26 protein-coding genes and 1 pseudogene are annotated in these 24,551 nt (G+C 66.5%); 9 read left to right on the top strand and 18 right to left on the bottom strand.

All coding sequences use genetic code 11. The features are described from left to right. Both V5A38_RS08755 and V5A38_RS08750 read left to right on the top strand, forming a co-directional pair. A pseudogene (locus V5A38_RS08755) lies at positions 1-385 on the top strand (ribose 1,5-bisphosphate isomerase); the annotation flags it as partial. Then, positions 382-1,374 (top strand): PfkB family carbohydrate kinase, encoded by a 993-nt coding sequence (locus V5A38_RS08750; RefSeq protein ID WP_332325377.1) that lies wholly within the window; start codon positions 382-384, stop codon positions 1,372-1,374. The pseudogene V5A38_RS08755 and the gene V5A38_RS08750, both read left to right, overlap by 4 nt. Positions 1,375-1,543: 169 nt before the next feature. On the opposite strand, the gene rbcL is transcribed toward V5A38_RS08750, so the two are convergent. The 6 genes from rbcL to rpl7ae form a co-directional block, all read right to left on the bottom strand. Further along, positions 1,544-2,809 carry a type III ribulose-bisphosphate carboxylase gene (gene rbcL, locus V5A38_RS08745; RefSeq protein ID WP_332325376.1) on the bottom strand — a complete coding sequence of 422 codons (1,266 nt, stop codon included), beginning with the start codon at positions 2,807-2,809 and terminating at the stop codon, positions 1,544-1,546. A 61-nt stretch (positions 2,810-2,870) separates the two neighbouring features. Beyond that, on the bottom strand, positions 2,871-3,149 hold the full coding sequence (locus tag V5A38_RS08740) for a hypothetical protein (protein ID WP_332325375.1): 279 nt from the start codon (positions 3,147-3,149) through the stop codon (positions 2,871-2,873). A 121-nt stretch (positions 3,150-3,270) separates the two neighbouring features. After that, complete coding sequence (gene ndk / locus V5A38_RS08735) at positions 3,271-3,735, bottom strand: nucleoside-diphosphate kinase (RefSeq protein WP_332325374.1); 465 nt, start codon at positions 3,733-3,735, stop codon at positions 3,271-3,273. After that, positions 3,732-4,100 (bottom strand): 50S ribosomal protein L24e, encoded by a 369-nt coding sequence (locus V5A38_RS14630; RefSeq protein ID WP_345786279.1) that lies wholly within the window; start codon positions 4,098-4,100, stop codon positions 3,732-3,734. The genes ndk and V5A38_RS14630 overlap by 4 nt, the downstream gene beginning before the upstream one ends. Continuing rightward, positions 4,100-4,327: a 30S ribosomal protein S28e gene (locus tag V5A38_RS08725; protein ID WP_332325373.1), complete on the bottom strand. Its 228-nt coding sequence runs from the start codon at positions 4,325-4,327 to the stop codon at positions 4,100-4,102. Before V5A38_RS08725 ends, V5A38_RS14630 begins: the two co-directional genes overlap by 1 nt. Before the next feature lie 3 nt (positions 4,328-4,330). Beyond that, positions 4,331-4,693, bottom strand: coding sequence for a 50S ribosomal protein L7Ae (gene rpl7ae, locus V5A38_RS08720; RefSeq protein WP_332325372.1), 363 nt, complete (start codon positions 4,691-4,693; stop codon positions 4,331-4,333). Positions 4,694-4,899: 206 nt separating this feature from the next. On the opposite strand from rpl7ae, the gene tmcA reads away from it, so the two are divergent. Together tmcA and V5A38_RS08710 are read left to right on the top strand one after the other, a co-directional pair. Further along, the gene (gene tmcA, locus V5A38_RS08715; protein WP_332325371.1) at positions 4,900-7,215 is read left to right on the top strand and encodes a tRNA(Met) cytidine acetyltransferase TmcA; all 2,316 of its coding nucleotides are present in this window, start codon (positions 4,900-4,902) and stop codon (positions 7,213-7,215) included. Positions 7,216-7,281: 66 nt separating this feature from the next. Further along, entirely contained in the window at positions 7,282-7,443 is a 162-nt protein-coding gene (locus tag V5A38_RS08710) for a hypothetical protein (RefSeq protein WP_332325370.1), read from the top strand. On the opposite strand, the gene V5A38_RS08705 is transcribed toward V5A38_RS08710, so the two are convergent. The 6 genes from V5A38_RS08705 to V5A38_RS08680 all read right to left on the bottom strand — a co-directional run bounded on the left by V5A38_RS08705 (position 7,444) and on the right by V5A38_RS08680 (position 13,834). Continuing rightward, positions 7,444-8,217 (bottom strand): GNAT family N-acetyltransferase, encoded by a 774-nt coding sequence (locus V5A38_RS08705; RefSeq protein WP_332325369.1) that lies wholly within the window; start codon positions 8,215-8,217, stop codon positions 7,444-7,446. Between the two features lie 61 nt (positions 8,218-8,278). Next, entirely contained in the window at positions 8,279-8,725 is a 447-nt protein-coding gene (locus V5A38_RS08700) for a hypothetical protein (protein ID WP_332325368.1), read from the bottom strand. A gap of 3 nt (positions 8,726-8,728) precedes the next feature. After that, positions 8,729-10,432: an FAD-dependent oxidoreductase gene (locus V5A38_RS08695; protein ID WP_332325367.1), complete on the bottom strand. Its 1,704-nt coding sequence runs from the start codon at positions 10,430-10,432 to the stop codon at positions 8,729-8,731. Continuing rightward, entirely contained in the window at positions 10,429-12,192 is a 1,764-nt protein-coding gene (locus tag V5A38_RS08690) for an FAD-binding protein (RefSeq protein ID WP_332325378.1), read from the bottom strand. The genes V5A38_RS08695 and V5A38_RS08690 overlap by 4 nt, the downstream gene beginning before the upstream one ends. Before the next feature lie 287 nt (positions 12,193-12,479). Further along, positions 12,480-13,358, bottom strand: coding sequence for an electron transfer flavoprotein subunit beta/FixA family protein (locus V5A38_RS08685; protein ID WP_332325366.1), 879 nt, complete (start codon positions 13,356-13,358; stop codon positions 12,480-12,482). A 146-nt stretch (positions 13,359-13,504) separates the two neighbouring features. Continuing rightward, positions 13,505-13,834 (bottom strand): ferredoxin family protein, encoded by a 330-nt coding sequence (locus V5A38_RS08680; RefSeq protein WP_332325365.1) that lies wholly within the window; start codon positions 13,832-13,834, stop codon positions 13,505-13,507. 184 nt (positions 13,835-14,018) lie between these two features. Here V5A38_RS08680 and V5A38_RS08675 point away from each other — a divergent pair, with 184 nt between their 5' ends. Further along, positions 14,019-14,525 (top strand): DUF456 domain-containing protein, encoded by a 507-nt coding sequence (locus V5A38_RS08675; RefSeq protein WP_332325364.1) that lies wholly within the window; start codon positions 14,019-14,021, stop codon positions 14,523-14,525. Here the strand turns inward: V5A38_RS08675 and V5A38_RS08670 are convergent. Then, the gene (locus V5A38_RS08670) at positions 14,477-14,875 is read right to left on the bottom strand and encodes a hypothetical protein (protein ID WP_332325363.1); all 399 of its coding nucleotides are present in this window, start codon (positions 14,873-14,875) and stop codon (positions 14,477-14,479) included. The two genes, V5A38_RS08675 and V5A38_RS08670, sit on opposite strands and share 49 nt — an antisense overlap. Before the next feature lie 151 nt (positions 14,876-15,026). After that, positions 15,027-16,697 (bottom strand): aldehyde ferredoxin oxidoreductase C-terminal domain-containing protein, encoded by a 1,671-nt coding sequence (locus V5A38_RS08665; RefSeq protein WP_332325362.1) that lies wholly within the window; start codon positions 16,695-16,697, stop codon positions 15,027-15,029. A gap of 226 nt (positions 16,698-16,923) precedes the next feature. Between V5A38_RS08665 and V5A38_RS08660 the strand changes: the two genes are divergently transcribed. Both V5A38_RS08660 and V5A38_RS08655 read left to right on the top strand, forming a co-directional pair. After that, positions 16,924-17,238 carry a hypothetical protein gene (locus tag V5A38_RS08660; RefSeq protein ID WP_332325361.1) on the top strand — a complete coding sequence of 105 codons (315 nt, stop codon included), beginning with the start codon at positions 16,924-16,926 and terminating at the stop codon, positions 17,236-17,238. Between the two features lie 346 nt (positions 17,239-17,584). Beyond that, positions 17,585-18,529, top strand: coding sequence for a metal-dependent hydrolase (locus V5A38_RS08655; RefSeq protein WP_332325360.1), 945 nt, complete (start codon positions 17,585-17,587; stop codon positions 18,527-18,529). A gap of 40 nt (positions 18,530-18,569) precedes the next feature. Here the strand turns inward: V5A38_RS08655 and V5A38_RS08650 are convergent, their stop codons facing one another. The 4 genes from V5A38_RS08650 to V5A38_RS08635 form a co-directional block, all read right to left on the bottom strand. Further along, on the bottom strand, positions 18,570-19,850 hold the full coding sequence (locus V5A38_RS08650; RefSeq protein ID WP_332325359.1) for a tripartite tricarboxylate transporter permease: 1,281 nt from the start codon (positions 19,848-19,850) through the stop codon (positions 18,570-18,572). Between the two features lie 35 nt (positions 19,851-19,885). After that, a complete protein-coding gene (locus V5A38_RS08645; RefSeq protein WP_332325358.1) occupies positions 19,886-20,290 on the bottom strand; it encodes a universal stress protein in 405 nt (134 codons plus the stop codon). A gap of 84 nt (positions 20,291-20,374) precedes the next feature. Then, entirely contained in the window at positions 20,375-21,736 is a 1,362-nt protein-coding gene (locus V5A38_RS08640; RefSeq protein ID WP_332325357.1) for a bifunctional metallophosphatase/5'-nucleotidase, read from the bottom strand. Between the two features lie 239 nt (positions 21,737-21,975). Further along, positions 21,976-22,173 (bottom strand): dodecin, encoded by a 198-nt coding sequence (locus V5A38_RS08635; protein ID WP_332325356.1) that lies wholly within the window; start codon positions 22,171-22,173, stop codon positions 21,976-21,978. Between the two features lie 105 nt (positions 22,174-22,278). Here V5A38_RS08635 and V5A38_RS08630 point away from each other — a divergent pair, with 105 nt between their 5' ends. Both V5A38_RS08630 and V5A38_RS08625 read left to right on the top strand, forming a co-directional pair. After that, positions 22,279-22,668, top strand: a complete 390-nt coding sequence (locus V5A38_RS08630) for a DUF5518 domain-containing protein (protein ID WP_332325355.1) — start codon at positions 22,279-22,281, stop codon at positions 22,666-22,668. A 607-nt stretch (positions 22,669-23,275) separates the two neighbouring features. After that, a partial coding sequence (locus V5A38_RS08625) for a S8 family peptidase (protein WP_332325354.1) occupies positions 23,276-24,551 on the top strand: 1,276 nt, incomplete at its 3' end.

Below are 24,551 nucleotides of genomic sequence, written 5' to 3'. Positions count from 1 at the left end.
CGACGTGGACCACCTGCTGGTCGGCGCCGACTCCATCGCCGCCGACGGGAGCGTCGTCAACAAGATCGGCACCTCCGGGCTGGCGGTCAACGCCCGCGAGCGCGGGGTGCCGGTCATCTGTGCGGCCCAGACGATCAAGCTCCACCCGGCGACGCTGACTGGCCATACGGTCGAGATCGAGCAGCGCGACGAGGCGGAGGTCATCGACCCCGAGAGCCAGGCAGAAATCGGTGATATCGAGGTGGCCAACCCCGCCTTCGATGTGACGCCGCCACGCTACGTCGACGCCATCGTCACCGAGAGCGGGCAGTTCCCGCCCGAGAGCGTCGTTACGCTAATGCGGGAACTGTTCGGCGATGGGGCGACCCGGCCCTGGGAGGAGTGATGTCGGTGCTCTGTGCGGGCCACGTCAACTGGGACGTCACCCTGCGGGTCGAGCATCTCCCAGAACCCGATGGCGAGGTCGAAGTGGTCGAGCGGGCCCAGCGTGGCGGCGGCTCGGCGGCCAACGTCGCCTGCGGGCTCGCCGGGCTCGACACCCCCGCGGCGCTGTTCGGCAGCGTCGGCGACGACGAGATGGGCGAGAACGCCCGGGAGGAGCTCCGAACCGTCGGCGTCGATACCGTGCGCCTGCGCTCGGTCCCCGGCGGCGAGACGGCGATAAAGTATCTGGTCGTCGACCAGAACGGCGAGGTGATGGTGCTCTCGAACGCCGGCGCGAACGAGGCGTTCACGGCCGAGCATCTCACCGGTGGGTTCGATGGCGTCGACGAAGGGACGCCGGCACAGAGAGCCGGTGTCGACGAAGGGACGCCGGCACAGAAAGACGGCGTCGACGAAGGGATTCCGACAAAGAGAGCCGGCATCGACCATCTGCATCTCACCAGCCAACTGCCCGAAACCGCCGCGGAACTGGCCGAACGCGCCCAAGAAGCCGGCGTCCCAGTGAGCTTCGATCCGGGCCGACGGCTCGGCGACCGGGACTACGGGGAGGCCCTCTCTCAGACGGACGTGCTCCTGCTGAACCGCCGAGAGGCGATCACGCTCGTGGAGGAGGGCATGGCCGACGACGAACTCGTGGAGTCGACTGTGATCGTCATCAAACTCGGAGAGGACGGCGCCGAACTCCACGGGACGGACGGGGTGGTCCGCCACGGCGGCTTCGTGATCGACCCACTCGATACGACCGGCGCGGGCGACGCGTTCGCTGCGGGGTTCATCGCCAGTATCCAGGAGGACGGCGGCCTCGACGTGGCGGACCACGAGAACGCACTGAAGACAGCGAACGCCTGCGGCGCGCTCGCGGCCCTGGTGACGGGTGCACGCGCAGAACTCTCGTGGGAGCGGATCGAGCAGTTCAAGCGAGAGCACTGATTCCGGGCGAGGGTTCAAATCGGATGGCGAGCCAGCCCCGGTGATGCGCTGACGGGCGCGGGGTGAACTCGGCGGGAGTGCGACACACCACCTCGTGGCTACTGAGTGTCGCTCGTCGACCACAGAACTCGTGTCGCCTGTTCGCTACCGAGGCTTCCCGGCGACCGCACTACCGTGGCGTCTCGGTGCCCCACTTCTCCAGCGCGGTGGCGAGCTCCGAGTGCGCCTCGGCGTACGCCTCCAGGTCCTCCCCGGCGACGGTGGCGTCGACGGCCTGCCGGAGCGCCTTCGCGCCATCCCGGGTGCCGTCGGGGTGCCCGTGGATGCCGCCGCCGGCCTGGATGCCGATGTTGATGCCACAGCGGTCGACGAGCTCCGGGATCAGTCCCGGGTGGAGCCCGCCGGAAGCCATCGGGAGCACGTCGTTCAGCCCGTAGAGGTCGCTGTAGAGCCACTCGTTGATGCCGACGGTGTCTTCGTTGGCCAGCTTCCCGAGGTCGGCGGTGCCGGTGTGGATATGGTCGACGCCACAGAGCCGTGCAACCTGTGCGATCACGCGCATCGAGACGCCGTGGGTGGGGACGCGGTCGAACGCGGCGTGCATCGCGCGGTGGGCGTGGATGGCGAGCCCGTGTTGTGCACACCGCTCACGCACCGCCTGGACGGCCGACCAGCCGCAGGTCACGACGTCGACCATCACGTACTCACAGCCCTGCACGGCGGCCTCGTCGACGCGGTCGAGCATCCGTGGGAGATCCGCGGTGACGTTGACGAGGTAGGATTTCTTCTCACCGGTGGCCTCCTCGGCCATATCTCGGACGTTGAGAGACTGGGTCAGCCTGTTGGAGAAGGGGTTGAACGACTGGTCGGTGAGGTTCTCGTCGTCCTTCAGCAGGTCGATACCGCCGTAGTACGCGTCCTCGGCGACCTGGACGTGCTGCTCGGTCGTGAGACCCACCTTCGGCTTGGGCACCGTCGCGGTGATCGGGCGGTCGGGGGCATCGAAGATTTCGGTCCGCACGTCCGTCCCGAACTGCGGGCCGGGGAAGGAGGTGGTGAGCGGCTCGGGCCAGTCACAGTCCTCCAGGCGGATGGCCTCGACGGCCTTCATCCCGAGGATGTTCCCCGCGATGCAGGAGAGCACCTGGGGCATGTTGCGATCCTCGAACAGCTCGTCGGGGTAGGCGACCATCGCCGTGGCGGCCGACTCCCCCGCTCCCTCGCTGATGTCGTAGGCGGTTGCCGAGAGGTCGGTTATCGACCCCTCGACCTGTAGCTCCGCCCACGTTCCGTTCGAGGACTCGCTGGCGACGCGGGAGGCCGCCTCCTCCAGACTCATGTCACTCGCCGGGACGAGCGAGAACTCACAGATCAGGTCTGACGGGACTGGGTCGTACTCCAGGTCGATGAACTCCTCGTAGGTGATTCCAGGCATATCCGAATACATTTGCCCCGCGACGATAAAAAATCACCCACGTAACACGACGACGCGCGGGTTACTCGTCGGCGTCAGACTCAATCACGTCGACGACCGGCCCGTCCTCGGCGCCCGCCCCCTCGTCCTTACTGGGAGTGGGAAGGAACGGGGCGATGAGGGCGGCGACGGCCACCAGCGCGAACTTGGCTCTGACCGCGGTGATGTACCACTCCGCCGGTTCGAGCGCTTCGGGGTTCTCGTAGCCGGCGAGGAGCATGCGCCCGGAGAGGTCGATGAGTTTGCGTGGCGCCAGCGCGCCGGCGATGCCGACGACGAACATGAGTGCGCGGAGTAACATACAGGCTCACTGACGGCCCATGGCATGTAGGAGTTTCCGGTTGGCAGACCGCACAGTGAGAGTCATCGACACCCCGGCGCAGTCGCTATCGGGTGAAAACCGAACGGCGAGGACCGAAACTCTACTCGTAGAGCCAGCCTTCGTCGACGCGCTCGTAGTCGAGCAGCTCGTCCTCGTCGAAGAACAGCGAGATCTCCCGCTCGTTCGACCCAGGGTCCTCGTGGTCGGAAGCGTGGATGACGTTCCGACCGAGGTCCAGACCGAGGTCGCCGCGGATGCTGCCCGGCGGGGACTCGGCGGGGTCGGTCTCGCCCATCATGTTGCGAACCTGTCGCACCGCGTCCTTCCCCTCCCAGACCATCGCGAAGACGGGGTCGGAAGTGATGAACTCGACGAGCCCCTCGAAGAAGGGCTTACCCTCGTGCTCGCCGTAATGCTCCTCGGCGAGGTCACGGTCGATCTGCATGAACTTGCCGGCAACGAGCTTCAGGCCGCGGTCCTCGAAGCGGGAGACGATCTCCCCGATGAGGCCGCGCTGGACGCCGTCGGGCTTGACCATGACGAACGTGCGATCGTGTTCGCTCATTCTTCGGTCTCCTCGTCGTCCTCGGCAGCCGCCTCGGCCTCCTCCTCGCCGGATTCGGCTGCTTCAGACGCCGCTTCTTCGGCCGCTTCCGCCCCGCCTGCTTCCGCTTCAACTTCCGCCTCGGATTCGACCGGTTCGGTCTCCTCCGCTTCTGTCTCTTCCCCCTCGGTCGCCGCTGCCTGGACGCCGTGGTCGCCGCCTTCCTCTGTCCACTCGAGGTCGCGGGGTTCACGGCCCAGGTCGGCGTTCTTCTCGCATTTCGCCGAGCAGAAGTGCGTTACACTGCCGTTGACGTGGACGAGCATCGTGCCCGTCCCGGGCTCGATCTCCGCGCCACAGTAGTCACAGTCACGTGTCTGGGGCATCAGGCACCTCCGATGGAGTCAGCGTCACGTTGGGTCTCCCGAAGCTGGAGGATGTCGCCCTCCCGCACGGGGCCCAGAACGTTACGCGTGATGATGCGGCCCTGATCCGAACCGTCCTGGATTCGGCATTTGACCTGCATCGCCTCGCCGTGCATTCCGGTTTTGCCGACGATCTCGATGATCTCGGCGGGCGTCGAGTCGCCGCTGTTCTCCTCTTCCGCACTCATGGGTTATCGGAGCTCCTCGACCTTCGTGCCGATGTCCTCGACGTCGTCCTCGGCGTCGCCGGTGTCGACGATCCCGGCGGCGGCGCTGCCGACTTCGAGGCCTGCGGCGTGACCGAGGTCGTCCTGCGTTTCGACGAAGACAACGGGAATCCCTTTCTCCTCGGCGAGTTCGGGGAGATGCATGACGATCTCCTCGGGCTGAACGTCCTCGGCGACGAAGACGAGGGTCGCGTTCCCTCGCTCGACGGCTTTGGTCGTCTCGTTGGTTCCTTTCTTCACTGTACCGGTGTCCCGGGCGACCTCGAGCGAGTCGAGCGCGCGGTCGGCGAGGTCGGCGGGGGTCTCGTAATCGACGTATACTGGCATTAGTTTGTCACCTCAACACTGTTCGCGAGCTCGACCGCCCCACCGGATTCGCGTCCCTGACGGTGAGGAGGGTCATCAACCCCGAACAGGCTCTGCACTTCGATTTGGGAGGGGTACGTAAAAGCGTGTCCAAACCGCCGGAGGTGTGCCAGATTACGCCACGCGTGGGTCGAAACCGGGAAACGAGGGGCGGCCGAAGCAGGAGCATGATGCTCGCCTCCCTCGCCGCCTCGCTCCGCGCGGAGGCCGAACGCGCCAACGAACGGCGTCTGCTCGTCCTCGTCGGCGACGCCGCCACGACCCGCGCCGCTGCCGTCGACGCCATCCAGGCTGCCGATATCCCGCTTCCGGACTGTACCGCCGTCTCGGGCAGTGAGAACTGGCCGTTCGAATTCGTTGGCCCGCGAAAGACGCGGGAACTGCTCGGTCGTACCCGGACCGCCATCGTCCTCGACGGCCACGAGGAGTGCTCACCGAACGCCATCGGGCGCACCGTCGGCGCCGTCGACGGCGGCGGCCTCTACATCATACTCACCCCCGCGCTGGAAGACTGGGCTGAGCGCCGCGACGCGTTCGACGAGACGCTCGCGGTCCCGCCGTTCGACACCGACGATGTGACGGGGAGTTTCCGTCGGCGACTGGTCGACACCCTGCGTGCACACCCGGGTGTAGCGATTTGCGAGGTCGAAGCCGGGGCGGACGACGGCTATGTGGCTGTCGAGGTGCTCGCCGACGGTCGCACGGACCCGTGGCCAGCGCACCCGGCCGAACCACCCGAACGACCGGCCGAGGCCGTGTTTCCCGCGGCCATCTACACCGCCTGTCGGACCGAGGACCAGGCCGAGGCGGTTCACGCACTGGAAGCATTATCTGGGGGTGGCGACGCGGAGCGTCCGGCCATCGTCGTCGAGGCCGACCGCGGCCGGGGGAAATCGAGCGCGGCAGGGCTCGCCGCAGGCGCACTCGCCCGGGACGGGCAGGACGTGCTCGTCACCGCGCCGGAGCGTCGAAGCGCCGCGGAACTGTTCGACCGCGCTCGCGAGCGCCTCGCTGCCGTCGATGCCCTGGGTTCCGAGGGCGCTGGGACACTGGTGGCCGACTCCGGCGGCCGAGTCCGGTTTGTCCGCCCGCCCGAGGCCGTCGACCTCCCGGACGACCCCGACGCCGTCATCGTCGACGAGGCCGCCGCCCTCCCCGTCTCGCTGTTGGAGGGCTTCGTTGCCGGCCCCCCGGTCGCGTTCTGTACGACCGTCCACGGCTACGAAGGGGCTGGTCGGAGCTTCGACGTGCGCTTTCGCAAGAGTCTGGAAGCGTCCGAACGCCAGGTGACGGACGTCCGGCTCGACGACCCCATCCGCTACGCTGCGGGTGACCCAGTCGAGAGCTGGGCGTTCCGCGCGCTCCTGCTCGATGCCCGGCCACCGGTTGACCAGTTGGTCGAGAACGCGACCCCGGACACCGTGGAGTACGAGGAACTCACAACCGAGGCGCTCCTGGCCGACGAGCATCTGCTCCGTGAGACGTTCGGCCTGCTCGTCCTGGCGCACTACCGCACCGAACCGGACGACCTCGCCCGCCTGCTGGACGCGCCGAACCTCACCTGTCGGGCGCTCATCCACGAGGGCCGGGTGGTCAGCGTCGCGCTGCTGGTCCGCGAGGGCGGCCTCGACGCCGAAACGCGGGAGCGGGTCTACCGCGGCGAGCGCATCCGCGGGAACATGCTCCCGGACGTGTTCACCAGCCAGCTCCGCGACGAGGCGGGTGGGAAACCGGTCGGGTATCGCGTGATGCGCATCGCCACCCACCACGCAGTGCGCTCGAGCGGGCTGGGCTCCCGGCTGCTGGGCGAGGCTGCAGCGGAGTTCCGAGAGGGGGAGGGGCGTGTGGCGGATCTGCGAGGGGAGCGAGTGGCGTATCTCGGCGTCGGTTACGGCGCGACCCCGGAGCTGCTCGATTTCTGGCGCGAGAACGGCTACCGGACGGTTCACCTCTCGGTGACGAAAAACGACACCAGCGGCGAGTACTCCGCGCTGATGCTCAACCCGCTGACCGAGGACGGCGAGACGCTCACAGCCCGCCACAGCCGGTGGTTCCGCGAGCGGGCACCCGGCGTGCTCGCGAGCGCGCTCGAGGCCCTCGACCCGGATATCGTCCGCGGCGTGCTCCGAGCGACCGGCGACGACGCCGTCACCGACGACCCCCCGCTCTCGGACCGCGACTGGCGCGTCGTCGTCGACGCCGCCAACGGGATGGGGGGGTATCTCGCCGCACCGGAGGCGTTCTCGCGGCTCACGGTCCGGGAACTGGTGCTCGGGGATGCGGGACTGTCGCCGGACGCCGAGCGCCTGCTGGTCGAGAAGGTGTTGCAGGCTCGTCGCTGGGAGACCGTCGCTGAGGACCTGGACCGGGTCTCCACCCGGATGACGATGCGGGCGTTCGGCGACGCCTGCACGGAACTGGTCGAAGCCTACGGGGATGAGGCGGCGAGGGCCCACCGGAAGCGATGGGAGACCGGTAACTGACGAGGTGGACCCCAAAGCGGTTGCTCTGCCGGTACACCAAAGAGCGCTCGGCTCAACCAACCGGACGTGCCGACCTGCACCGAGGATGACTGTGACCGCGAGGCGGCCGTTGTCGTCTATATCCCGTGGGCCGCGGACCGGCCGGTCTGTGCAGCCCACGGGCGCGTGCTGGTCCAGCAGGACGGCGTCGTCGCGGAGCCGATAACGGACGCCGCGGAGTGGGGCTAATCAGGCCTCGCGCAGTTCCACGTCCTGCGGGTCGACGGCCATCATCACCTCGTCGACGTACTTCTCGTCGATATGGTAGTGGTCCTCCCGCACCGCCTCTGTCTCCCAGCCGTGCTCCTCGAGGAAGCTGATCGCGCTCTCGTTGGTCGCCGGGACGGAGTTGTAGAGCTTCTCGTAGCCGTGTTCGCGCGCCCAGCGCATCCCCCGTTCCAGGAGGAGATGGCCGATACCGTTCCCGCGCTGCTCCGGGACGCACCCGATGGTCAGTTGGGCCGTGTGGGCCAGCTTCTCGGCCTCAGGGAGGTCGAGATGGACCCAGCCGACGATATCGTTGTCCGCCGTGGTGTTGACTACCTCCGCGACGAAGAACAGCCGCGACATCACGTCGTTATGCCGGATGACCGCGCCGTCGTAATCCAGCGCGGCGGCGACCGTCTCCGCCTCGATATAGGTCCCCTCGCTGGCCACCGTCTCGACGGCCGACACCAGCGCATCGCGGTCGCCCTCGTCGGCGATCCGGACGGTGATCACGTTGTCGTCGACCGCGTGAACGTCGCTGTCCTCGCCGGTTTTGGTAGCGATCTGGAGTTCGTCGTCGACTTTTCGAACGTAGCCGTCCCGCCGAAGCACGGTGAGATGGTGCCCGAACGCGGTCGGGTCGAGGTTGAGCGCCCGCCGCGCCTCGGCCTCCGTCACCCGGCCGTGACGCTCCACGTAGTTGTAGAGGTCCTCCCGGTCAGGCTCGTCGAATGTCAGCCGGTCGGTGAGTTCCATGGTAGAAGGTAGCACCCACCAGTACAAAAGGATTGGTCGTGAAAAACCGCAGTTGGGCGCCTTACTGCTCGGGGACGCCGGTCAGTAGCTGCGCAACGGCGACGATGTCGTGGGTCTCGAGCAGCAGTTCGGCGGCGCTGCGCACCGTCGCGTCGGCGTCGTGGGCGATGCCGTGACAGCGGGTGAAACACTCCAGCCAGTCACGGGTCGCCCGCCGGAGTAGTTGGTGTTCACGGGCCGAGAACCGCGGCGGGTCGTCACTGGTCCGGGCCTCGATGTAGCAGGCGACGACCGGTCCGAGACCGTCGCGAGCGGCTTCGAGCGCCCGCTGTTCGTCCGGTTCGGCGTCGCGGGGCTCCTCGTCGGTCCACGCCTCACGGGCTATCCGGGCCTCCCGGGCCAGTCCCTCGATGCGCTCGGCGTATCTGGAGGGTGGCGGTCCCTCGTCGCCGTCGAGCGGGGGCTCCGCGGCCCGTAACCTCCCGCTCGCTGCGTCGGAGTCGGTCACCGCCTACCCCTCATTGAACTCGATACCTTTGCCACCGCGGGGGTGTTCCCACTCCGTATCCGCGACGACCGCACAGGTGCCACACTCGACACAGGGCTGCGTGTCGAGGCTGACTACCTCCTTCTGTTCGCCGTTCGCCTGGACGGTCTCCTGGCGGTAGCAGCCGCCGCCGAAGCCTTCGGCGCTAACCGGACAGGCGGTGACTGCGGTGCCGCTGGCGGCGACTGATTCATCGAGCACCTCGATATGGGGGTTCCCGATGTCCGTGTTGTAGGTCAGGTCGCCGATCCGGTCGGCCAGGCTCGGCGGCTCCACGTCGTTCTCGAACTCGACCGGCGCGCCGAGTTCCTCAGCGATGACCGTCGGGAGGGTGACGTACGGCGTCTGCGTGTCCGGCACCATCATCGCCAGCGTCGGCGACGAGTAGAGGCTCTCGAGCCGGTCGCCAAGCAGGCGCACGCCGAACCGACCGACGGCCGACTCCAGCAGCGAGTCAGTGACGTTCGCCACCGGTTCGGGCTCGCCGAGCGCGCTCGCGGCCTTGTAGCGCCAGGGTTTGAGCTTCTCCATCACGCCCTCGTCCCGGAGCTTCCGCTCGTACAGTTCGCCAGTCTGGCTCGTGTCGCCACGGACCCTCGCCTGTACGTACGACTCGGCGACGAGCCCGCCGGCGGTGACGGCGTGGTTCATCCCCTTGATGATCGGGCCCTGGGCCTGCATCTGCCCCGCCGCGTCGCCGACGAGGACGAGCCGACCCTCGTGTGGTGACTCCAGGGCCACCTTCTTCGAGTCGGGCACGAGTTTCGCGGAGTACTCCCGCTCTGCGTACTCGTCGTCCTCGATCCACTGCCCCATGAACGGGTGCGTCAGCAACGAGTCGAGCAGCTGATGCGGTTCGGCACGTTGGGCCGCCAGCGAGTCGAGGTGGAACACCGACCCGACCGAGAGCGAATCCTCGTTGGTGTAGACGAAGCCGCCGCCGCGAACATCCTCGAACAGGTCGCCCGAGAACAGGTGGGCCGCCCCTTCGTCCGCGCCGATGCCGAACCGCTCCTCGATGGCGCCGTCGGGCATATCGACGACCGCTTTGACACCCTGGAACCACTCTTCGGGCTCCTCCCAGTCCATCAGTCCGGCGTCGCGAGCGAGTTCGGAGTTCACCCCGTCGGCGCCGACGATCAGATCCGCACGAATGGGGTCCAACTCGTCGCAAGTGACCCCGACAATCTCGCCGTTCTCCCGGAGTAGCCCGTTCACCCGGACCTCCGTGAGGAGGCCGCCGCCGGTCTCCCGGGTCCGCTCGTGGACCCGGTCGGCCAGCCAGGAGTCCATCTTCCGGCGCAGCACGGTGTCGGACCAGTCGGTATCGTGCTCGTGGAGGTCAGTGAGGTCGAAGCTCTTGACCTGTGAGCCAGCGACGTTGTGGATTTGGTAGTCGGTCACCGGGCGTTCGCTGGCCGCCTCGCGGAACTCGGGGAACAGCGAGTCGATTGTGTGGGGCGCGGACTCCTCGGCGTAGATGAGCCCGCCCGAGACGTTCTTCGAGCCGGCGTCGACGCCACGTTCCAGCACCAGCGTCTCGACGCCCTCGTTGGCGAGCGCCGCCGCCGCGGCCGCACCACCCGGACCGCAGCCGACGACCACCGCCTCGTACTGTTCGTACTCGTCGGCCGCTGTCGCTGTATCGTCGTTCGTGGATTGGCTCATCGTGAATCACCTCGGTCCGTGTCGGAGTCCTCCGTCGCCGTACCCTCGGGACTCTCTGTCCCCCCGTCTGCAGCATCGGACGGCGGCGACGTCCGGCCGCCGTCTGCAGCATCGGACGGCGGCGACGTCCGGCCGCCGTCTGCAGCATCGGACGGCGGCGACGTCCGGCCGCCGTCTGCAAGCGCCTCCATATCGACCTCGCCTTCCTCCAGCGCCTCGATGAACCGCGGGAGCACATCGAAGAGGTCGCCCTCGATGAAGTAATCAGAGAACTCCCGGATATCCGCCGCCGGGTCGGTGTTGATGGAGACGATAGTGTCGGACTCGTCTATCCCGACCTTGTGTTGGATTGCCCCGGAGATGCCGGCCGCGATGTAGAGATCCGGTTCGATGACCTGGCCGGTTTCGCCGATCTGTCGCTCCTCGGCCGTGTACTGCTCGACGTGGGCGTCGAACTGGTAGGAACCGGTGACGATGCCTCGGGTGACGCCGATGTCGGCGTCTTCGAAGCAGTCCGCGAGTTCCAGCGCCAGTTCCATCCCCCGGGTCGGGTCGTCACCGATACCTCGACCCACCGCGACGATGACGTCGTGACCGGTGAGGTCGACACCACCCGTTAGCTGGTCGTACTCCGTTATCTGCACCTGGAACCACTCGTCCTCGTGCTCGACATCGCGCTCGATGATCTCGCCGTCGCGCTCCGGGTCCGGATCGGGGATCTCGAAGCTCCCCGGGATGACCGAGGCACCCTGCGGGTGGAACTCCCGGTTCGGGTTGTCCAGACAGAGAATCGTCGAGTACTCGAACCCGGAGAAGTCCGGGCGCTTCATGTGCAGCACACGCTCGAACGTGCGGTTGCTGCCGGGCGAGCCGGTTTTGACGGGGTTCGAGATGACCGTGTCCTCGATGTAGAGCCCGGAACAGTCCGAGGCCAGCCCGGAGTCGAGTTCGGCCTGCACCTGTGCCGAGAGGTCACGCCCGTTGTTCGTCGCCGGGAAGACGACGTAGCGGGGCTCGTCGTAGTCCCGCCACTCCGCCGGCTCGGGATTGGTCTCGCCCGGAGGGCTCCCCCAGCGCGCCATCTCGCAGAACACCTCGGTGTAGGCTTTGTGCTTGAAGCGGCTGAGCCGGTCGTCCTCGTGGTACACGACCGCGTCGGCACCGTAGGCGAGACAGTCCTCGGTGTGGCCGGCCACGTCGTCGCCGATGAGGACGGCGACGACCTGCTCCTCCTCGTCGTACTCCTCGTTGTAGTCGTCCATCAGCTCCCGAGCCTTGCCGAGCATCTCCCGGGAGACGTCGATCAGGTCGCCGGCCTGCGTCTCGCAGTACACCCACATATCACCGTAGGTGGCGTCCTCGAGCGCACGGACGTGACGCTTGTCCGCCGTCGGGTGGTCGAGTTCCGGGTGTTTCTCCTCCGGTGGGACTTGGGCTTCGGCCTCCTGCCGCTCTTCGCCCTCGACGGAGTCGAGCCGGCTCTCGATGAGGCTCTTGACGCTGCTACGGTCCTCCCCGTCCTCTTCACCTTCGAGGAGTTCCCGGAGCTCGTCGGGGTCGTCGATGTCCATGACGGCGTTGCCCACGTCGGCCGCGGACATCTCGGCGATGTCGAGTTCGTCGGCGTCGGGTGCTTCCTCCTCGCCGGCGAACTTGTCGATGCGGGACTCGATGACCGTCTTGACAGGTACGCGGTCCTCACCGCCCTCCTCGGCCTCGAGCAGCGCCTGGAGCACCGAGACGTCCTCGATATCGTTCACCAGGGGGCCGATCTCCGAGACGTCGTGCTCGCCGGGGACGAACGGGAGCTCTTCGGCGGCTCCCTCCTCGGCGGCTCCTTCTTCCGCCCCGGCACCGCCTGCCGCCTCTGTGGCTTCGACGTCCTGGAGCGCATCGAGCCGGGCCTCGATGGCGTCGACAGCCGTCTTGCGGTTCTTCCCCTCGCGTTCGGCCTCCAGAATCGCCCCCAGTTCGTCGGCGTCGTCGATATCGGTCAGTTTGGCTTTCAGTTCATCGACGGTGAACTCGTCCGGATCTATCGACACGCTCAGTCACCCCCGGCGAACGGCGCCATCTCCTCGACCAGTTCGCTCATCGCCTCCGTATCGTCGGGTTCGACGATCGTCGCTTCGCGCTCGGAGGGCGCCTTGGGAATCGGGTCGACGGAGGAGACGATGGTTGGCGAGCCGTCGAGGCCGACGTAGTCGGGGTCGAGATTGAGCTCTTCGTGGTCCCACATCGTGACGTACTCCTCGTAGTTCTCGGCCCGCGCTTTCGTCTCCTCGCGGAGGTCCTTGTGTTTCAGCCGGTGCTCTGCCTGTCGGTAAGTCGGCTCGAACTCCGGGTCGGCAACGATGAAGCAGGGCAGGGGTGCCTCGACGGTCTCGATCTCCTCGATATCACCCTCGACCAGTCGCTTGGCGCGGACGACGCCCTCATCCTCGTCGACATCGAGCGAGATGACGTGCGTGAGGATGGGCCACTCCAGCCCCCAGCAGGTCTGTGGCCCGGTGTGGCCCGTCTCGCCGTCGGCGGTTTTGAAGCCCGCGAACACGAGGTCGACGCCGCCGTCGGCCTCCTCGGCGGCGTGCTCCTCCAGATGTTCGAGTGCGGTCGCCAGCGTGATCGCGGTCGCCCACGTGTCGGCGGCAGCGAACTGCCGGTCGGAGATGAGGTAGGCGTCGTCGGCATACACCGACTCCATTCCCTCCTGGAGAATTTCCTGATAGCCCGGCGGTCCCATACTCATCAGGCTGACGTGCCCGCCGTTCCGGACTTTGGTCTGTAGCGCCGCCCGGAGAGCGTGTTTGTCGTTCGGGTTCATCACCGTCGGCGTCTTCCCGCGCTCGAGATGGCCGTCCTCGTCGAAGGAGACCTGTCCCTCGCGGAAATCAGGGACGCCCTTTGTCAGAACTAAAGTGTGCATTGGATACTCCTCACTCGGGGTTTGCGGACGACCCTATTAGTAGTTTGTACGAGCGGCCGGAAAGACAGACAGCTAACATGTTCTCCGTGGCGACATCGGAGTGGAACCAGGCGACCCGCGAGGAGCGCCCTGGCGGAACTGCCGGCTCAGATGCGGCCCGCGCGACCGGGGTCGACGTCGATAGCGTCGACCGGGCAGACGTCGACACAGAGCATGCAGTCGATGCACTGCTCCTCCAAGGTGGGTTCGGCTTTGAGTTCGCTCTCCGGGTGGTCGGGCGCGTCGACCCAGGTGAACACGTCGACCGGACAGTCCTCCAGACAGGCGCCATCGGCGATACAGAGATCGAAATCGACCGCGACGTGGGTCCCGTGGATGCCGAGTTCTTCCGGCGGATCGACCGGTCCCCAGACAGCGACACCGTCCTCTTCGTCGACTTTCTCGCGGTTCTGCTCGAAGTTCGGGTCGATGGGCATGTTCCGAAAGCGCCGCGCAATCCACATAAGTGTTCGCCGGCGCCGGAGCCGTGTCTTGGTATGACACCACATGGGTTGGACCACAGAGAGGGTCCAGCAGCTCCCGGCGTCCCCACGGCTCGCCCAACAGACTGCGGACAGGTCCCCATGCAGCTTCTTGTGATAGCCCTGCGTTCCTCCGGCCATGGTGGACGCCGTGGCGCTGTTGGCACTGGGCCTGCTCGTGATCGCCGTCATCGCGAGCGTCGTCCCAGCTGTGCCGGCCGGGGCGATCGCGCTGCTGGCCGTCTACATCGAGTATCTCTTCGGAACGGGTAACGAAATGGGGCTCTGGCTCCTGTTTAGCTTCACCGTCGTCGGCGGACTGGCGATACTCATCGACCTGTTCGGCGGTGCCATCACAGCCCGGGCGAAAGGCGCGAGTCAGCAGACGACGGTACTCGCCGCCGCCGTCGGGCTCGTGCTCTTTATCGTCGCCGGCCCAATCGGCGTCCTCGTCGGCATGTTCGGCACGGTGCTCTGGTCGGAACTGCGCGACGACCGGCCGTTCGAGCAGGCGTGGGACAACGCCGTCTGGACCACCGCCGGGATGCTCGCATCGGGCGCCGCGGTGTTCCTGCTGGTGCTCTCGATGCTCGTCGCCTACGTCGTGTTCGTGCTCTGGCTCGGGAGCGGGATGACGGCGTTCTGAGCGCTGGCGACTGCAGCTACAGCCCCACGAGCACCGTCTGTAGCTCCGTGTACGCCGCCTCGTCGCGATCCTCGAATACGCATGACCAGCCTCGGAACGTGGACCACTCGTCCGCGTTCGAGCGCCCCGGCGTCGTCGAACTCCGCCCGTCGCTGGTCCGGCTCTTCGACGGCCAGCGCGTCGAGGAGCCCAACCAAATCGGCTATCCGGTCCTCGATAGCGTACCCGGAGCCGGGCGCCGCCGAGCAGCCGTGGGCGCGGGCGTCGTACGTGATGACCCCGTACTGTTCGCTGAGGTCGGCCGCCAGCCGCGGGAAGCAGCGACCGCTGTCGTAGAAGCCGTGAGCCATGGCGAGGGGTGGACCCTCGCCGGTCCGGTAGTACTGGAGGTGGACGCCGTTGGCCCGGACGGTGTCGGTCTCCCAGTTCCCAGATAGCTCTATGGGTGACGCAGTGGCCAGCCGGAGAAAAAAACGGCGCTCGTCGGGTTGCCGAAGCCCTTCAGTCGTCAGCAGCCGCCGTGGAGCCCGCGTCGGCGCGGCCGTCCTCGGACCACCCCCGGAGCTCGTAGTAGTGGGCCCGCATCGGCTCGAACGCCGGCAGGTCGTAGGGCAGCGTATCGTCGGCGCGGTCGAACCCACGGCGGTTGTTGAAATCGCGTTCCAGGTCGATGACCGACGCGCCCACGTCCCGGAGCGCCTCGATGTCGGCGTCGAAGAACGCCTCGAACCGCTCCTCGGTCATCATGCCACGGGAGAACCGGCAGACGACGCCGCAGTCCTCCAGCGCACGGGTGTTCTCCTGTTTCACGAGTTCGGCGACCTTCCCCTCGGTCAGCCCCTCAGGCGGGAACGCCTCCTCCTTGTCGACCAGCGGGTACTCCCAGGCGTAGAAGGTGGCGTACATGTGGTCGGCGCCGCGGTTGGCCACGGCGAAGGAGAGCCCCTGGCCGTTGAGCGTGCGGCCGTCGTGGGCGGGGAACTCCATCCCCTTGACCGTCCAGTCCTCGACGCCGAGCTCGTCGTGGACGCGGTGAGTCCCCTCGGCAAGCAGGTCGCCGACGCCCTCGCGGTAGGCGATCTTCTCGACCAGGTCGTGGATCAGCTCGACGTTACCGAACTCGTCCTCGCTCTTGAGGTAGGCGGCGATGGTGTCGCCACAGGAGATGGTGTCGAGCCCGTAGCGGTCACAGAGTTCGTTGGACTGCATCACGTCGACGATGTCGTCCACCTCGCAGTTGCCGCCGAATGCCATGATGGTCTCGAACTCCGGCCCCTCGGTGTCGACGCCGCGCTCCTCGTCCTCGGTCGGGAGCTTGCAGGCGAACGCACACTGTGAGCAGGTCCCTTTCTTGTACTTCTTCTCCTCGACCCGGTCGCCGTTGATGGACTCGTAGCGCTCGTAGCGCACGTCCTCGAAGTAGCGCGTCGGGAACGAGCCGATGTTGTTGGCCAGGTCGACCACCGATGCGGTCCCCTGTCGCTTCATGATGGAGTCGGAGGTGGCGGCCTCGCGGTGGACGTCCATCGCGTCGCTGGGAAGCTCGATGCCCGGTGCCGAGTCGCCCTCGAACACGAGTAGTTTCACGTTCTTGCTGCCGAGCACGGCGCCGAGGCCGCCCCGGCCGAACGCGCGCTCCTCCGTGGTCATCAGTGAGGCGAACCGGACCTCGTTCTCGCCGGCCGGCCCGATACAGACCACGTGCTCCTTCGAGAGTCCCCGTGCTTCGGCCCACTCGGTTACTTCAGGCACTGTTGCCTCTTCGAGATCGGGGACCGCTTCGAACTCGACACCGTCGTCGCGGACGTGGATCGCGAGCAGTTCGTCGCTTTTCCCCCGCAGTTCCACGGCGGCGTTGCCCGTCGCCGCGAAGTTCCGCGAGAGGAACCCGCCGGCGTTCGAGGAGAGCAACCCGTCCGTGAGCGGCGAGAGCGCTGTCGCGTTCATCCGGCCGGTGAAGGAAGTCTGGGAGAGCTGGAGCGGCCCGGTCGACAGATAGAGTCGGTTCTCGGGAGCGAGCGGCTCAGCGTCGAACGGCACCCGGTCGTGTGCGAGCTTCGTCGTCACCCCGCGGCCGCCGATGAACGACTCGGTCACATCGTCGATATCCTCGGTTCGGTACGACCGCTCGCTCAGGTCGATAGCGCAGAGCGGTCCCTCGGCGTGAAGCATAGGTGAATCGGTGGACGCAGTCATCATAAGTCTCCTGCCCGTAGCGGCCCGGAGCCAACTGAACAGAACGCGCTCGCGACCGACCGGAACTCGGGTTTTCTCGTCGAGTGCCCGCTCGACCGACTCGGCGGCCCCGAGCAGGAAGCGGTCGCCGGCAGCAGGCGCACCCAGGTAGTGCGTGAACTACCCACACAGTTATGACGTAGTGCGCCGTATTCTATGTCGAATGGCACGCACCATTCCACCGAACGAGGAGGCGAGGACCGTGTTTGAACGCCTCGGCTACGCGGTTTCCGGCGACGGCTCGGAGTTCGTCGCGGAACGGAAATGGCGGTCAGTCCAAGTACGGACGCTCTGCCCGGAGGGCGCCGAGCGAGCTGACGGGCTTCCGGAGGAGGACGCCGGGATGCAGTGTCTCGTGACGTGGATGGAGGACGCAGGAACGCTTCGCGATCAGCTCGTCGAGCGTGCCCCCGACGGCGAATGGGCGATCATCGGCGTCGACGACGACGGAAACCACGAGGTCCACCGGATGGCCTGAGACGTGTGAATCCAGTCGTTTTTCGGCCGCTCCCCGCTGGCGGAGCCACTTTTTTGCCACCGCTATTGAACCGATAGGTATGTCCTCGCTCCCGGGAGGCTTCGCTATTTCTCGGTAACGAGGACTTCACTCATCGGGCTCCGGAACAGCCGGTTCCGTCACGACGGCAATATAACTGTGCGTCGCAACGCCGAGGTGGTGAACACGTGGACCAAACTCGACGGTGAGCAGGCAGTCGAGCCCGATAGCGGGCCAGAGGACCGCTGAGGACGCCGAACACCCGAATTGTGCGAGTACCTGACACGCTGGCGAGCCGTTTATCTCCGTCGCGCCCAAACCACCGATGATGTTCATCGGCCACGCGTTGGTGGCGTTCGCCATCGTCGGCGGAGCCGCAGGGCTGCTCCGCGACCGGCGTGTCGGCCTCGAACTGGGGCTGGTCGCCGCCGTCTTCGCGACGGTACCCGACGTCGACATGAGCTACGCGCTCCTGGGCCTGGCGGGCGCCGACGGCGGCGCGCTCGCCGCCGCAGGCGCGTTCTGGGAAGCCAGCACGCTGGTCCACCGCGCGGTGACGCACTCCGTGCTGGTCGCGCCGTTGGTCGCGGCGCTGGCGGCGGCGTGGATCTACGGCCGGCGCCGAGGCTCCCGACACTCATTTGGCGCGGCGGTTCTGCTCGTCCTCGGCCTCGTGGCGGCTGCGACTGCCGGGAGCGGTCTCCTCGGCGGCGGCGTGATGGCGATGTTTCTCGTCGCCGCGGTCGCCGCTGCGGAGGGAGTCGTCCACCGGACGGCGCTGTCGCCACGGGCGACGTTCAGCGCGGCATTCGTCGGCCTGTTCTCGCACCCGTTCGGTGACCTGGTGACTGGGGAGCCGCCCGCGCTGCTGTACCCACTGGAAACGGTCGTCTTCGCCGAGCGACTGACACTCAACGCCGACCCGACACTCCACCTCCTCGGCGCGTTCGGCCTCGAACTCGCCGCCGTCTGGGCTGGCGTGCTCGTCCTCTTCTGGCTGCTCGAGCGGCCCGTGCTCTCCCCCATCGACGTGCGCGCGGTCGCGGGCGCCGGCTATGCGCTCGCTGCGCTCACGATTCCGGCGCCGACGCTGGAGCTCTCCTACCCGTTCGTCTTCTCGGTTCTCGCGGTCGGTACCGTCGGTGTGACGCCGCGGCTCCGGCTCCGGAGGAGGCCGGAACTGCCCGACGCCGTTACCGCTGCGCTCACCGGCCTCGCCGCGGTCACGGTCGCCGGCATCGCCTACACGCTGGCGTACGTCCTGCTGCTCTGAGCCGATCGGTTCCTGCGCGAGTCGCTCTTTCTCCTCCTCGTCACACCGCCCGGAGCGCCAGCGGGCCGAGCAACACCCCCATGAGGTAGACCCGGCGGGCGCCCAGTCGTGGCCCGATCAGCCCGACCAGCGTCGCCATCGCGAACACGGCCAGCCCGGCAGCACCTGCGAACACGACCGAGAGCACTGCCAGCAACGCGAGCACGGAGAGGACCAGCCGCCGCTGGTTCAGGCTGGCGACGAGGCGGAACGCGGCGTCACCGAGTAGTCCGACCAGTACGAATCCGACCGCGCTCGCGGCGACGACCACCGAGAGGAACACCGGGAGTACGAGGGGCACGCCCGCGTCATCGACGGCGACGAGCACGCCGGTCCGAGGCGAGCCGAGCGCGATCAACGCAAAGAGGGCGAACACGGCGGTACTCGTGTTCGCGCCGCTGGTGGCCACGACGTATCCTCGGAGTTCGCTCCGGGCTGGCACCGCTGGCAGCGAGAGCGTCGCCGCGACGCCCGCCGAGACGCCCGGGAGGTACCCCACCGCTGCGCCCGAGAGTCCGCCCGCCACACCCGAGGTAGCGAGGTCGATAGGGGCCATCGCGAACTGGGCGTCAGCCTGTGCCGGGACGCCGTCGCCGCCCAGCGCGTCGAGCAGCACCGGCGCACCGAAGAGCCCGCCGAACAGCGGTGCGAGCACGCTCCCCGCGAGCGGCCCGGAGAGCGAGAGCGGGAGCACGAACAGCCCGAGCCCCGTCGCGAGCGCGAACGCGAGCAGGGCGGCGAGTCGCGCCCGGTGGGAGGGCTCCGTCGCCAGGAGGGCGAGGAGGACGACGGCGGCGACCAGTGGAAACCACTGCGAGAGCAGCGGTGCCAGCCGCAGCATCGCCCACGTGACCGGGAAGGCAAGCGCCAGCGCGAGCAGTATCGCCAGCCCCGAGCCGGCCGCCGAGAGCCGCAGCGCCTCCCGCCCGCGCCCCTGGAGGACGAGCCGGTGACCGGGGAGCGCACTCACCGCCATCGCCGCGTCGGGGACGCCGAGCGCGAGCGAGGGAACGATATCGAGAAACGTGTGCACGATGCCGGCTGCGAGCATCGCCGCCCCGAGCAGTAGCGGGTCGACGGCGATACGGGGCGCAGCCGCCGCGAGCAACAGCGCGAAGTTGTTGGCATGAAGCCCAGGAACGAGCCCTGATAACGTTCCCAGCCCACAGCCCGCGAGCGTAGCCAGCGCGACCGGGAGCAGGAGCGCTGGCTCCGCTGGCGGCCCGAATGGGACGCCGAAGACGGAAACCGGGTCAACAGCGAGAGCAGAGACCGACACCATCCACGACGGGCTGGTCCCGCCATCCTACTTGAATTTCAGTTCGGCGAGACAGTGATGACCGAGACGTCGAGCTGTTTCTCGAGGTATTCGCCCACGTCAGGCGACTCGAACAGCGAGTTGAGCATCTTCCGCCACCGGCCGGCCTGTTTCGAGCCGATGACGACCACATCGGCGTCCTCGGCGGCGACCTCCTCCATGATAGTCTCCTCGACGAGGAACCCTCGGCGGACGACGTAGCGTGCTCGGTCCAGCCGGCCGAGTTCGGACTCGACGTTCCGTTTCAGCTCGGCTCGACTCACGTTACGGTTCTCCTGAAACAGATCGACGTGCATCACCGTCAGGTCGGCATCGCGCTCTTCGGCGATGCGAACCGCTTTCTTCAGCGTCGCCTTCGAGTGTTTCGAGAGAGGGTAACGGACGGGAACGACGACCAGCGACATGCAGTTCCGTCAGAAGCCGACCGGGAAATGCGTATCCATTCTGCCGACATGCTGTTCCCATTCCGACGAACGGCTCCCCGGGGGTTACTCGACGAACTCCACGCGGCCCTCGACCTCGACGTCGAGCCCGCCATTGCGGGCGTGCTCCGCGAGCACGTCGTGCTGAATACCGAACTCGCCGGCGCGGTGGCGCTCGTCGATGGTCGGGAACTCGTGGTCGGAGTGGAGCAGATACTCGGCGGTTGCGACCCGGTAGAGCCGGTCCGGGTCGATCGGCTCGCCGCTGACGCTCGCCTCCGCAACACGGTTCGCCTCGTCGTTCCAGTGCAGGCGCGCGCCGCTGATGTGGGCGTGCCACCAGTCTGCCTCGCCGAAATCGAGCAGTTCGCCGTCGGCTTCCGCGAAGACGTCGAGTAGCTCCGCGCCGGTGATTTCGACGACGACGACCGGCTCCTCGAACGGGAGCACACTCACGAGATCGGCGAGCGTCACCGCACCCGAGAGCGCCGGTCCCTCGCGGATGCCGCCGCCGTTCTGGAGCCCGACGTCGGCGTCACCGACCGCGCGGTAGGCGTCGGCAACGAAGTTCCCGATGCGTGACTCGCCGCCGAACGCCGTCTCCTCGGTGCGCTTGAACGGCCTGTCAGCCCGAGCGACCACCTCGTTCAGCCCTGCGGACTCGCGACGGCGCTGGAGCGCACTGGCCAGCGCCTCGTCGAGCGGCCCCTCGCTCGGGTCCACAACCCGCGCGGTTACCTCGTCGTCGACGAGGGTCACCTCGATGAACTGGTGGCCGTTGACCCCCGGCCGGGTGCAGAGCGTCCCATCGATGTAGTTGGTGCGGACACTATGGACGTGACCGCCCAGCACCACCTCCACGTCGACCCGGCGGGCGAGTTCGTCGTCGCCGCCGCCGAGGTGCGAAAGCGCGACGACGTAGTCTACACCCGCCTCTCGGAGCTCCGCGGTCGCGCACTCGGCGGCTTCGTAGGGGTCACTGAAGCTGAGCGGCGCCGCCTGCGGGTTGATGGAGTCGGTCGTGGGGTCCGTGAGCCCGAAGAGGCCGACGCGCTCGCCGTCGACCTCCTCAATCGTCCACGGCACCGCTCCCTCGGCAGCCGCGAACAGGTTTCCATCCTCGTCGCGCACGTTGGCACCGACCCATGTTGTCTCGCTTTCGGCGACGAGTGCACGAGCCTCGTCGGGGCCGTAGTCGAAATCGTGGTTGCCGAACGTTTCGGCGGTCGCGCCAACCGCTGAGAAGAAATCGAGCGCCTGCCGCCCGCGGGCGGCCAGCGAGACGACGCCCGGCGCAGTGTTGTCGCCCGTGCCGAGCAGTAGCGCGTCCTCGCCGTCGAGTTCGCGCAGCCGTCCTGCGAACCGTCCCGCGCGCTCCGCATCGTCGTAGATGTTCTCCATATCGGAGTAATGAAGCAGACGAACCATCAGGTGGCCGGTAAAAGTCGGTGCGTGGGCAAGAATACGTCGGAAGCGGGCCCCACGTCGAAAGCGGTTATCCGACGCCCAAACCGCCGGAGTCGACCTCCGACGTGCGGTCGGTCCTCGTACTGCTGGATAGAACTCAATACAGACTTGCTCACCAGTCTCTGGCCATCACACGAGGTGACGGCCGATTCACGGCGAGCGATGGTTGCATCGTTCTGTCCGGCAGTATCAGCGACCGGTCAGTCTTTGAGTTCGAAGGCGACTTCGAGCTCCGCCTGGTACTCCCGTGTCTCGCCCGCGAGTTCGAGGCCGAACTCCTGAACTTCCGCCCATTTGACGTTATCCAGGGTGTCCTCGGCGCGCTGAACTGCGTCGTCGGCGGCCGCGTCGAAACTCTCTGTGCTCGAACCGATGAGTGTGATCTTCTTGTATACCATCAGTACAACAGTGGGTAGGCTCTTATATAAAGCGGGCGGCCAAGGCAACCGCAGACACCGCTTCCGGCCGATAACTTTTGAAGCCGTTCGACCGAACCCCCGGTCATGGCTACCGACAACAGCGCCATCAACGCCCTCGCGGGCGCGGTCGTGACCGTCGTGCTATCGTTCATCCCCTTCTCGCCGTTGCTCGGTGGGGGTGTCGCCGGCTTTCTCGAACGCCGGGGCGGCGCGCGGATTGGCCTGCTCTCCGGCGTCTTCGCCTCGGTACCGCTGTTCGTGCTGCTCGTCCTCGTCGCGGGTGCCGTCGCCGTCATCCCGGGGTTCGCCCACGGCGTCGCTGACAGCGTCATCGTCGTCGCGATTCTGATCGTCGTGTTCCTGCTCACCTACACCGTCGTGCTCTCGCTGGTTGGCGGGGTCGTGGGCGTGTATCTCGGGGAGGAGTTCGACGAGCGCCAGCAACGCGGCGCCGACGAGCCCAGCAGTCCCTAACCGGGTCCGGAGGATATCTTCTTATACCGTCGGCTGGAACTCTCGACACTCCGGATACGAAGTCCCGACGTGACCGAGGAAGGGAGCAAAATCTCCGATCTGACGAACGGTCGAGTCCGCACCCCTCGCGGACGAGACCGGGCCGGCCGTCTGAACTCAGTGACGACCAGTTCGCCGCTGTGCTCCACAATCTACCCGAAGAAGCTGGCTACGATGCGCCAGCATGGAGTACTTCGCCCGCTCAACAGTACCTTATCGAGACATTCGACGTTGCAGTCTCCCACCGGCACGTCCGCAGACTCATGCACGAGGACGGGATCTCCCCGAAGAGACCCCGGCCGGAGCCAGCCTCTGCTGAGGAAGAGGAACGCGAAGTGTTTGAACAGACAGTCGAAAAAAAAACGTGTGTTTCGCGATGGCGACGAATCGGGAGACAAACGTAGAGATCTGAATATGAAACGTCGAACTTAATAACGCATTAATACATTAATTATTCATTGATTTTATAGTATTATGAGAGAAATATCGATATTACGCGATTACTACTGGACGATTACCGATTCTGAATCCGGGCATTTATCACCCTCTTGTTCGTTGAGTCTGGTGCATGCCAGAACAGGTTAGTGGCGTACTAAATCGACGTGGGGTGCTGAAACACGTCGCGACAGGCGCTGTTTCGCTCGGGGTAAGCGGGAAGGTCGTTGCAAAGGGGAACAATACTGGCTCGGGGAACGGCGAGTACATTATCGGGACCGGTACCGAAGAAGCCGCGGCCAAAGCGGAGAACAAAGCGGACACTGTTCATCGGCGCCTCGACTTCGGGAGTATTGGGAAGGCAGTTGTCGGGAGGTTTCCCGAAGCGGCCCGAGCGAACCTGCAGAATCGACCGGATGTTAGATACGTCGAGGCCGACGACCAGATGCAAGCGATCGGTGAAACCGTTCCGTGGGGCGTCGACCGGGTAGACGCGGACGTCGTTCACAACGACGGATACACGGGTGCTGGTGCAGATATCGCGATACTGGATACAGGTATCGACAGCGATCACGCAGATCTGGAGGCTAACCTCGGCAGTGGGAAATCGTTCGTCGCGTGCGATTCGGGGTGTACCAGTAACTCGTGTCACCAGTCGTGGGACGACGACAACGGCCATGGAACACACTGTGCCGGTATCGCGAACGCGGTGAACAACAGCAGTGACGTCGTCGGTGTCAGCACTGAGGCGACGCTCCATGCGCTCAAGGTTCTGGGCTGCGACGGCTACGGCTCGTATTCCGATATTGCCGCCGGTATCAACCATGCGACTGACCAGGGGTGGGATGTCGCGAGTATGAGTATCGGTGGCGGGTCCAGTTCGTCTACACTTCAGGACGCCTGCCAGTACGCAGCCGACAACGGGACACTCGTCGTCGCAGCGGCAGGGAACAGCGGTCCCTGTAGTGACTGTGTCATGTATCCCGCGAAGTACGACTCGACCATCGCCGTGAGTGCGACCGACAGCAACGACGGCCTCGCGTCGTTCTCGAGCACCGGTCCCGAAATCGATATCGCGGCACCTGGCGTGTCGATTCTCTCGACGGTTCCGGGTGGCACCGCGACGTACTCAGGGACGTCGATGGCCTGTCCGCACGTGAGCGGTGCGGCAGGAGTGCTGATGGCGAACGGGTACTCGAACACTGAAGCGCGCCAGACGCTAGCCGACACTGCGGAGGACATCGGATTGGCCGAAAACGACCAGGGGAACGGACTGCTAGACATGGAGGCGGCAATCGGCGGGTCGTCGTCATCACCGATCGGTGAGACTGGTAGTGTCGAAATCAAACAGACCGACGAAAACGACTGGCATCAGGTTTCGTTGAATTCGTCGTACGACGATCCGGTCG

Source organism: Halolamina sp. (assembly GCF_036626355.1).
Classification (GTDB): domain Archaea; phylum Halobacteriota; class Halobacteria; order Halobacteriales; family Haloferacaceae; genus Halolamina.
The sequence above is the reverse complement of the archived record's forward strand: the minus strand, read 5'-3'. Positions and strand labels throughout refer to the sequence as shown.

What these genes read in the sequence shown, in the direction of transcription:
- rbcL (WP_332325376.1), bottom strand. Translation starts at nt 2,809, where the DNA reads ATGCCTGGAATCACCTACGAGGAGTTCATCGACCTGGAGTACGACCCA.
- V5A38_RS08740 (WP_332325375.1), bottom strand. Translation starts at nt 3,149, where the DNA reads ATGTTACTCCGCGCACTCATGTTCGTCGTCGGCATCGCCGGCGCGCTG.
- ndk (WP_332325374.1), bottom strand. Translation starts at nt 3,735, where the DNA reads ATGAGCGAACACGATCGCACGTTCGTCATGGTCAAGCCCGACGGCGTC.
- V5A38_RS14630 (WP_345786279.1), bottom strand. Translation starts at nt 4,100, where the DNA reads ATGCCCCAGACACGTGACTGTGACTACTGTGGCGCGGAGATCGAGCCC.
- V5A38_RS08725 (WP_332325373.1), bottom strand. Translation starts at nt 4,327, where the DNA reads ATGAGTGCGGAAGAGGAGAACAGCGGCGACTCGACGCCCGCCGAGATC.
- rpl7ae (WP_332325372.1), bottom strand. Translation starts at nt 4,693, where the DNA reads ATGCCAGTATACGTCGATTACGAGACCCCCGCCGACCTCGCCGACCGC.
- tmcA (WP_332325371.1), top strand. Translation starts at nt 4,900, where the DNA reads ATGATGCTCGCCTCCCTCGCCGCCTCGCTCCGCGCGGAGGCCGAACGC.
- V5A38_RS08705 (WP_332325369.1), bottom strand. Translation starts at nt 8,217, where the DNA reads ATGGAACTCACCGACCGGCTGACATTCGACGAGCCTGACCGGGAGGAC.
- V5A38_RS08695 (WP_332325367.1), bottom strand. Translation starts at nt 10,432, where the DNA reads ATGAGCCAATCCACGAACGACGATACAGCGACAGCGGCCGACGAGTAC.
- V5A38_RS08685 (WP_332325366.1), bottom strand. Translation starts at nt 13,358, where the DNA reads ATGCACACTTTAGTTCTGACAAAGGGCGTCCCTGATTTCCGCGAGGGA.
- V5A38_RS08680 (WP_332325365.1), bottom strand. Translation starts at nt 13,834, where the DNA reads ATGCCCATCGACCCGAACTTCGAGCAGAACCGCGAGAAAGTCGACGAA.
- V5A38_RS08675 (WP_332325364.1), top strand. Translation starts at nt 14,019, where the DNA reads ATGGTGGACGCCGTGGCGCTGTTGGCACTGGGCCTGCTCGTGATCGCC.
- V5A38_RS08670 (WP_332325363.1), bottom strand. Translation starts at nt 14,875, where the DNA reads ATGGCTCACGGCTTCTACGACAGCGGTCGCTGCTTCCCGCGGCTGGCG.
- V5A38_RS08665 (WP_332325362.1), bottom strand. Translation starts at nt 16,697, where the DNA reads ATGCTTCACGCCGAGGGACCGCTCTGCGCTATCGACCTGAGCGAGCGG.
- V5A38_RS08660 (WP_332325361.1), top strand. Translation starts at nt 16,924, where the DNA reads ATGGCACGCACCATTCCACCGAACGAGGAGGCGAGGACCGTGTTTGAA.
- V5A38_RS08655 (WP_332325360.1), top strand. Translation starts at nt 17,585, where the DNA reads ATGTTCATCGGCCACGCGTTGGTGGCGTTCGCCATCGTCGGCGGAGCC.
- V5A38_RS08650 (WP_332325359.1), bottom strand. Translation starts at nt 19,850, where the DNA reads ATGGTGTCGGTCTCTGCTCTCGCTGTTGACCCGGTTTCCGTCTTCGGC.
- V5A38_RS08645 (WP_332325358.1), bottom strand. Translation starts at nt 20,290, where the DNA reads ATGTCGCTGGTCGTCGTTCCCGTCCGTTACCCTCTCTCGAAACACTCG.
- V5A38_RS08640 (WP_332325357.1), bottom strand. Translation starts at nt 21,736, where the DNA reads ATGGTTCGTCTGCTTCATTACTCCGATATGGAGAACATCTACGACGAT.
- V5A38_RS08635 (WP_332325356.1), bottom strand. Translation starts at nt 22,173, where the DNA reads ATGGTATACAAGAAGATCACACTCATCGGTTCGAGCACAGAGAGTTTC.
- V5A38_RS08630 (WP_332325355.1), top strand. Translation starts at nt 22,279, where the DNA reads ATGGCTACCGACAACAGCGCCATCAACGCCCTCGCGGGCGCGGTCGTG.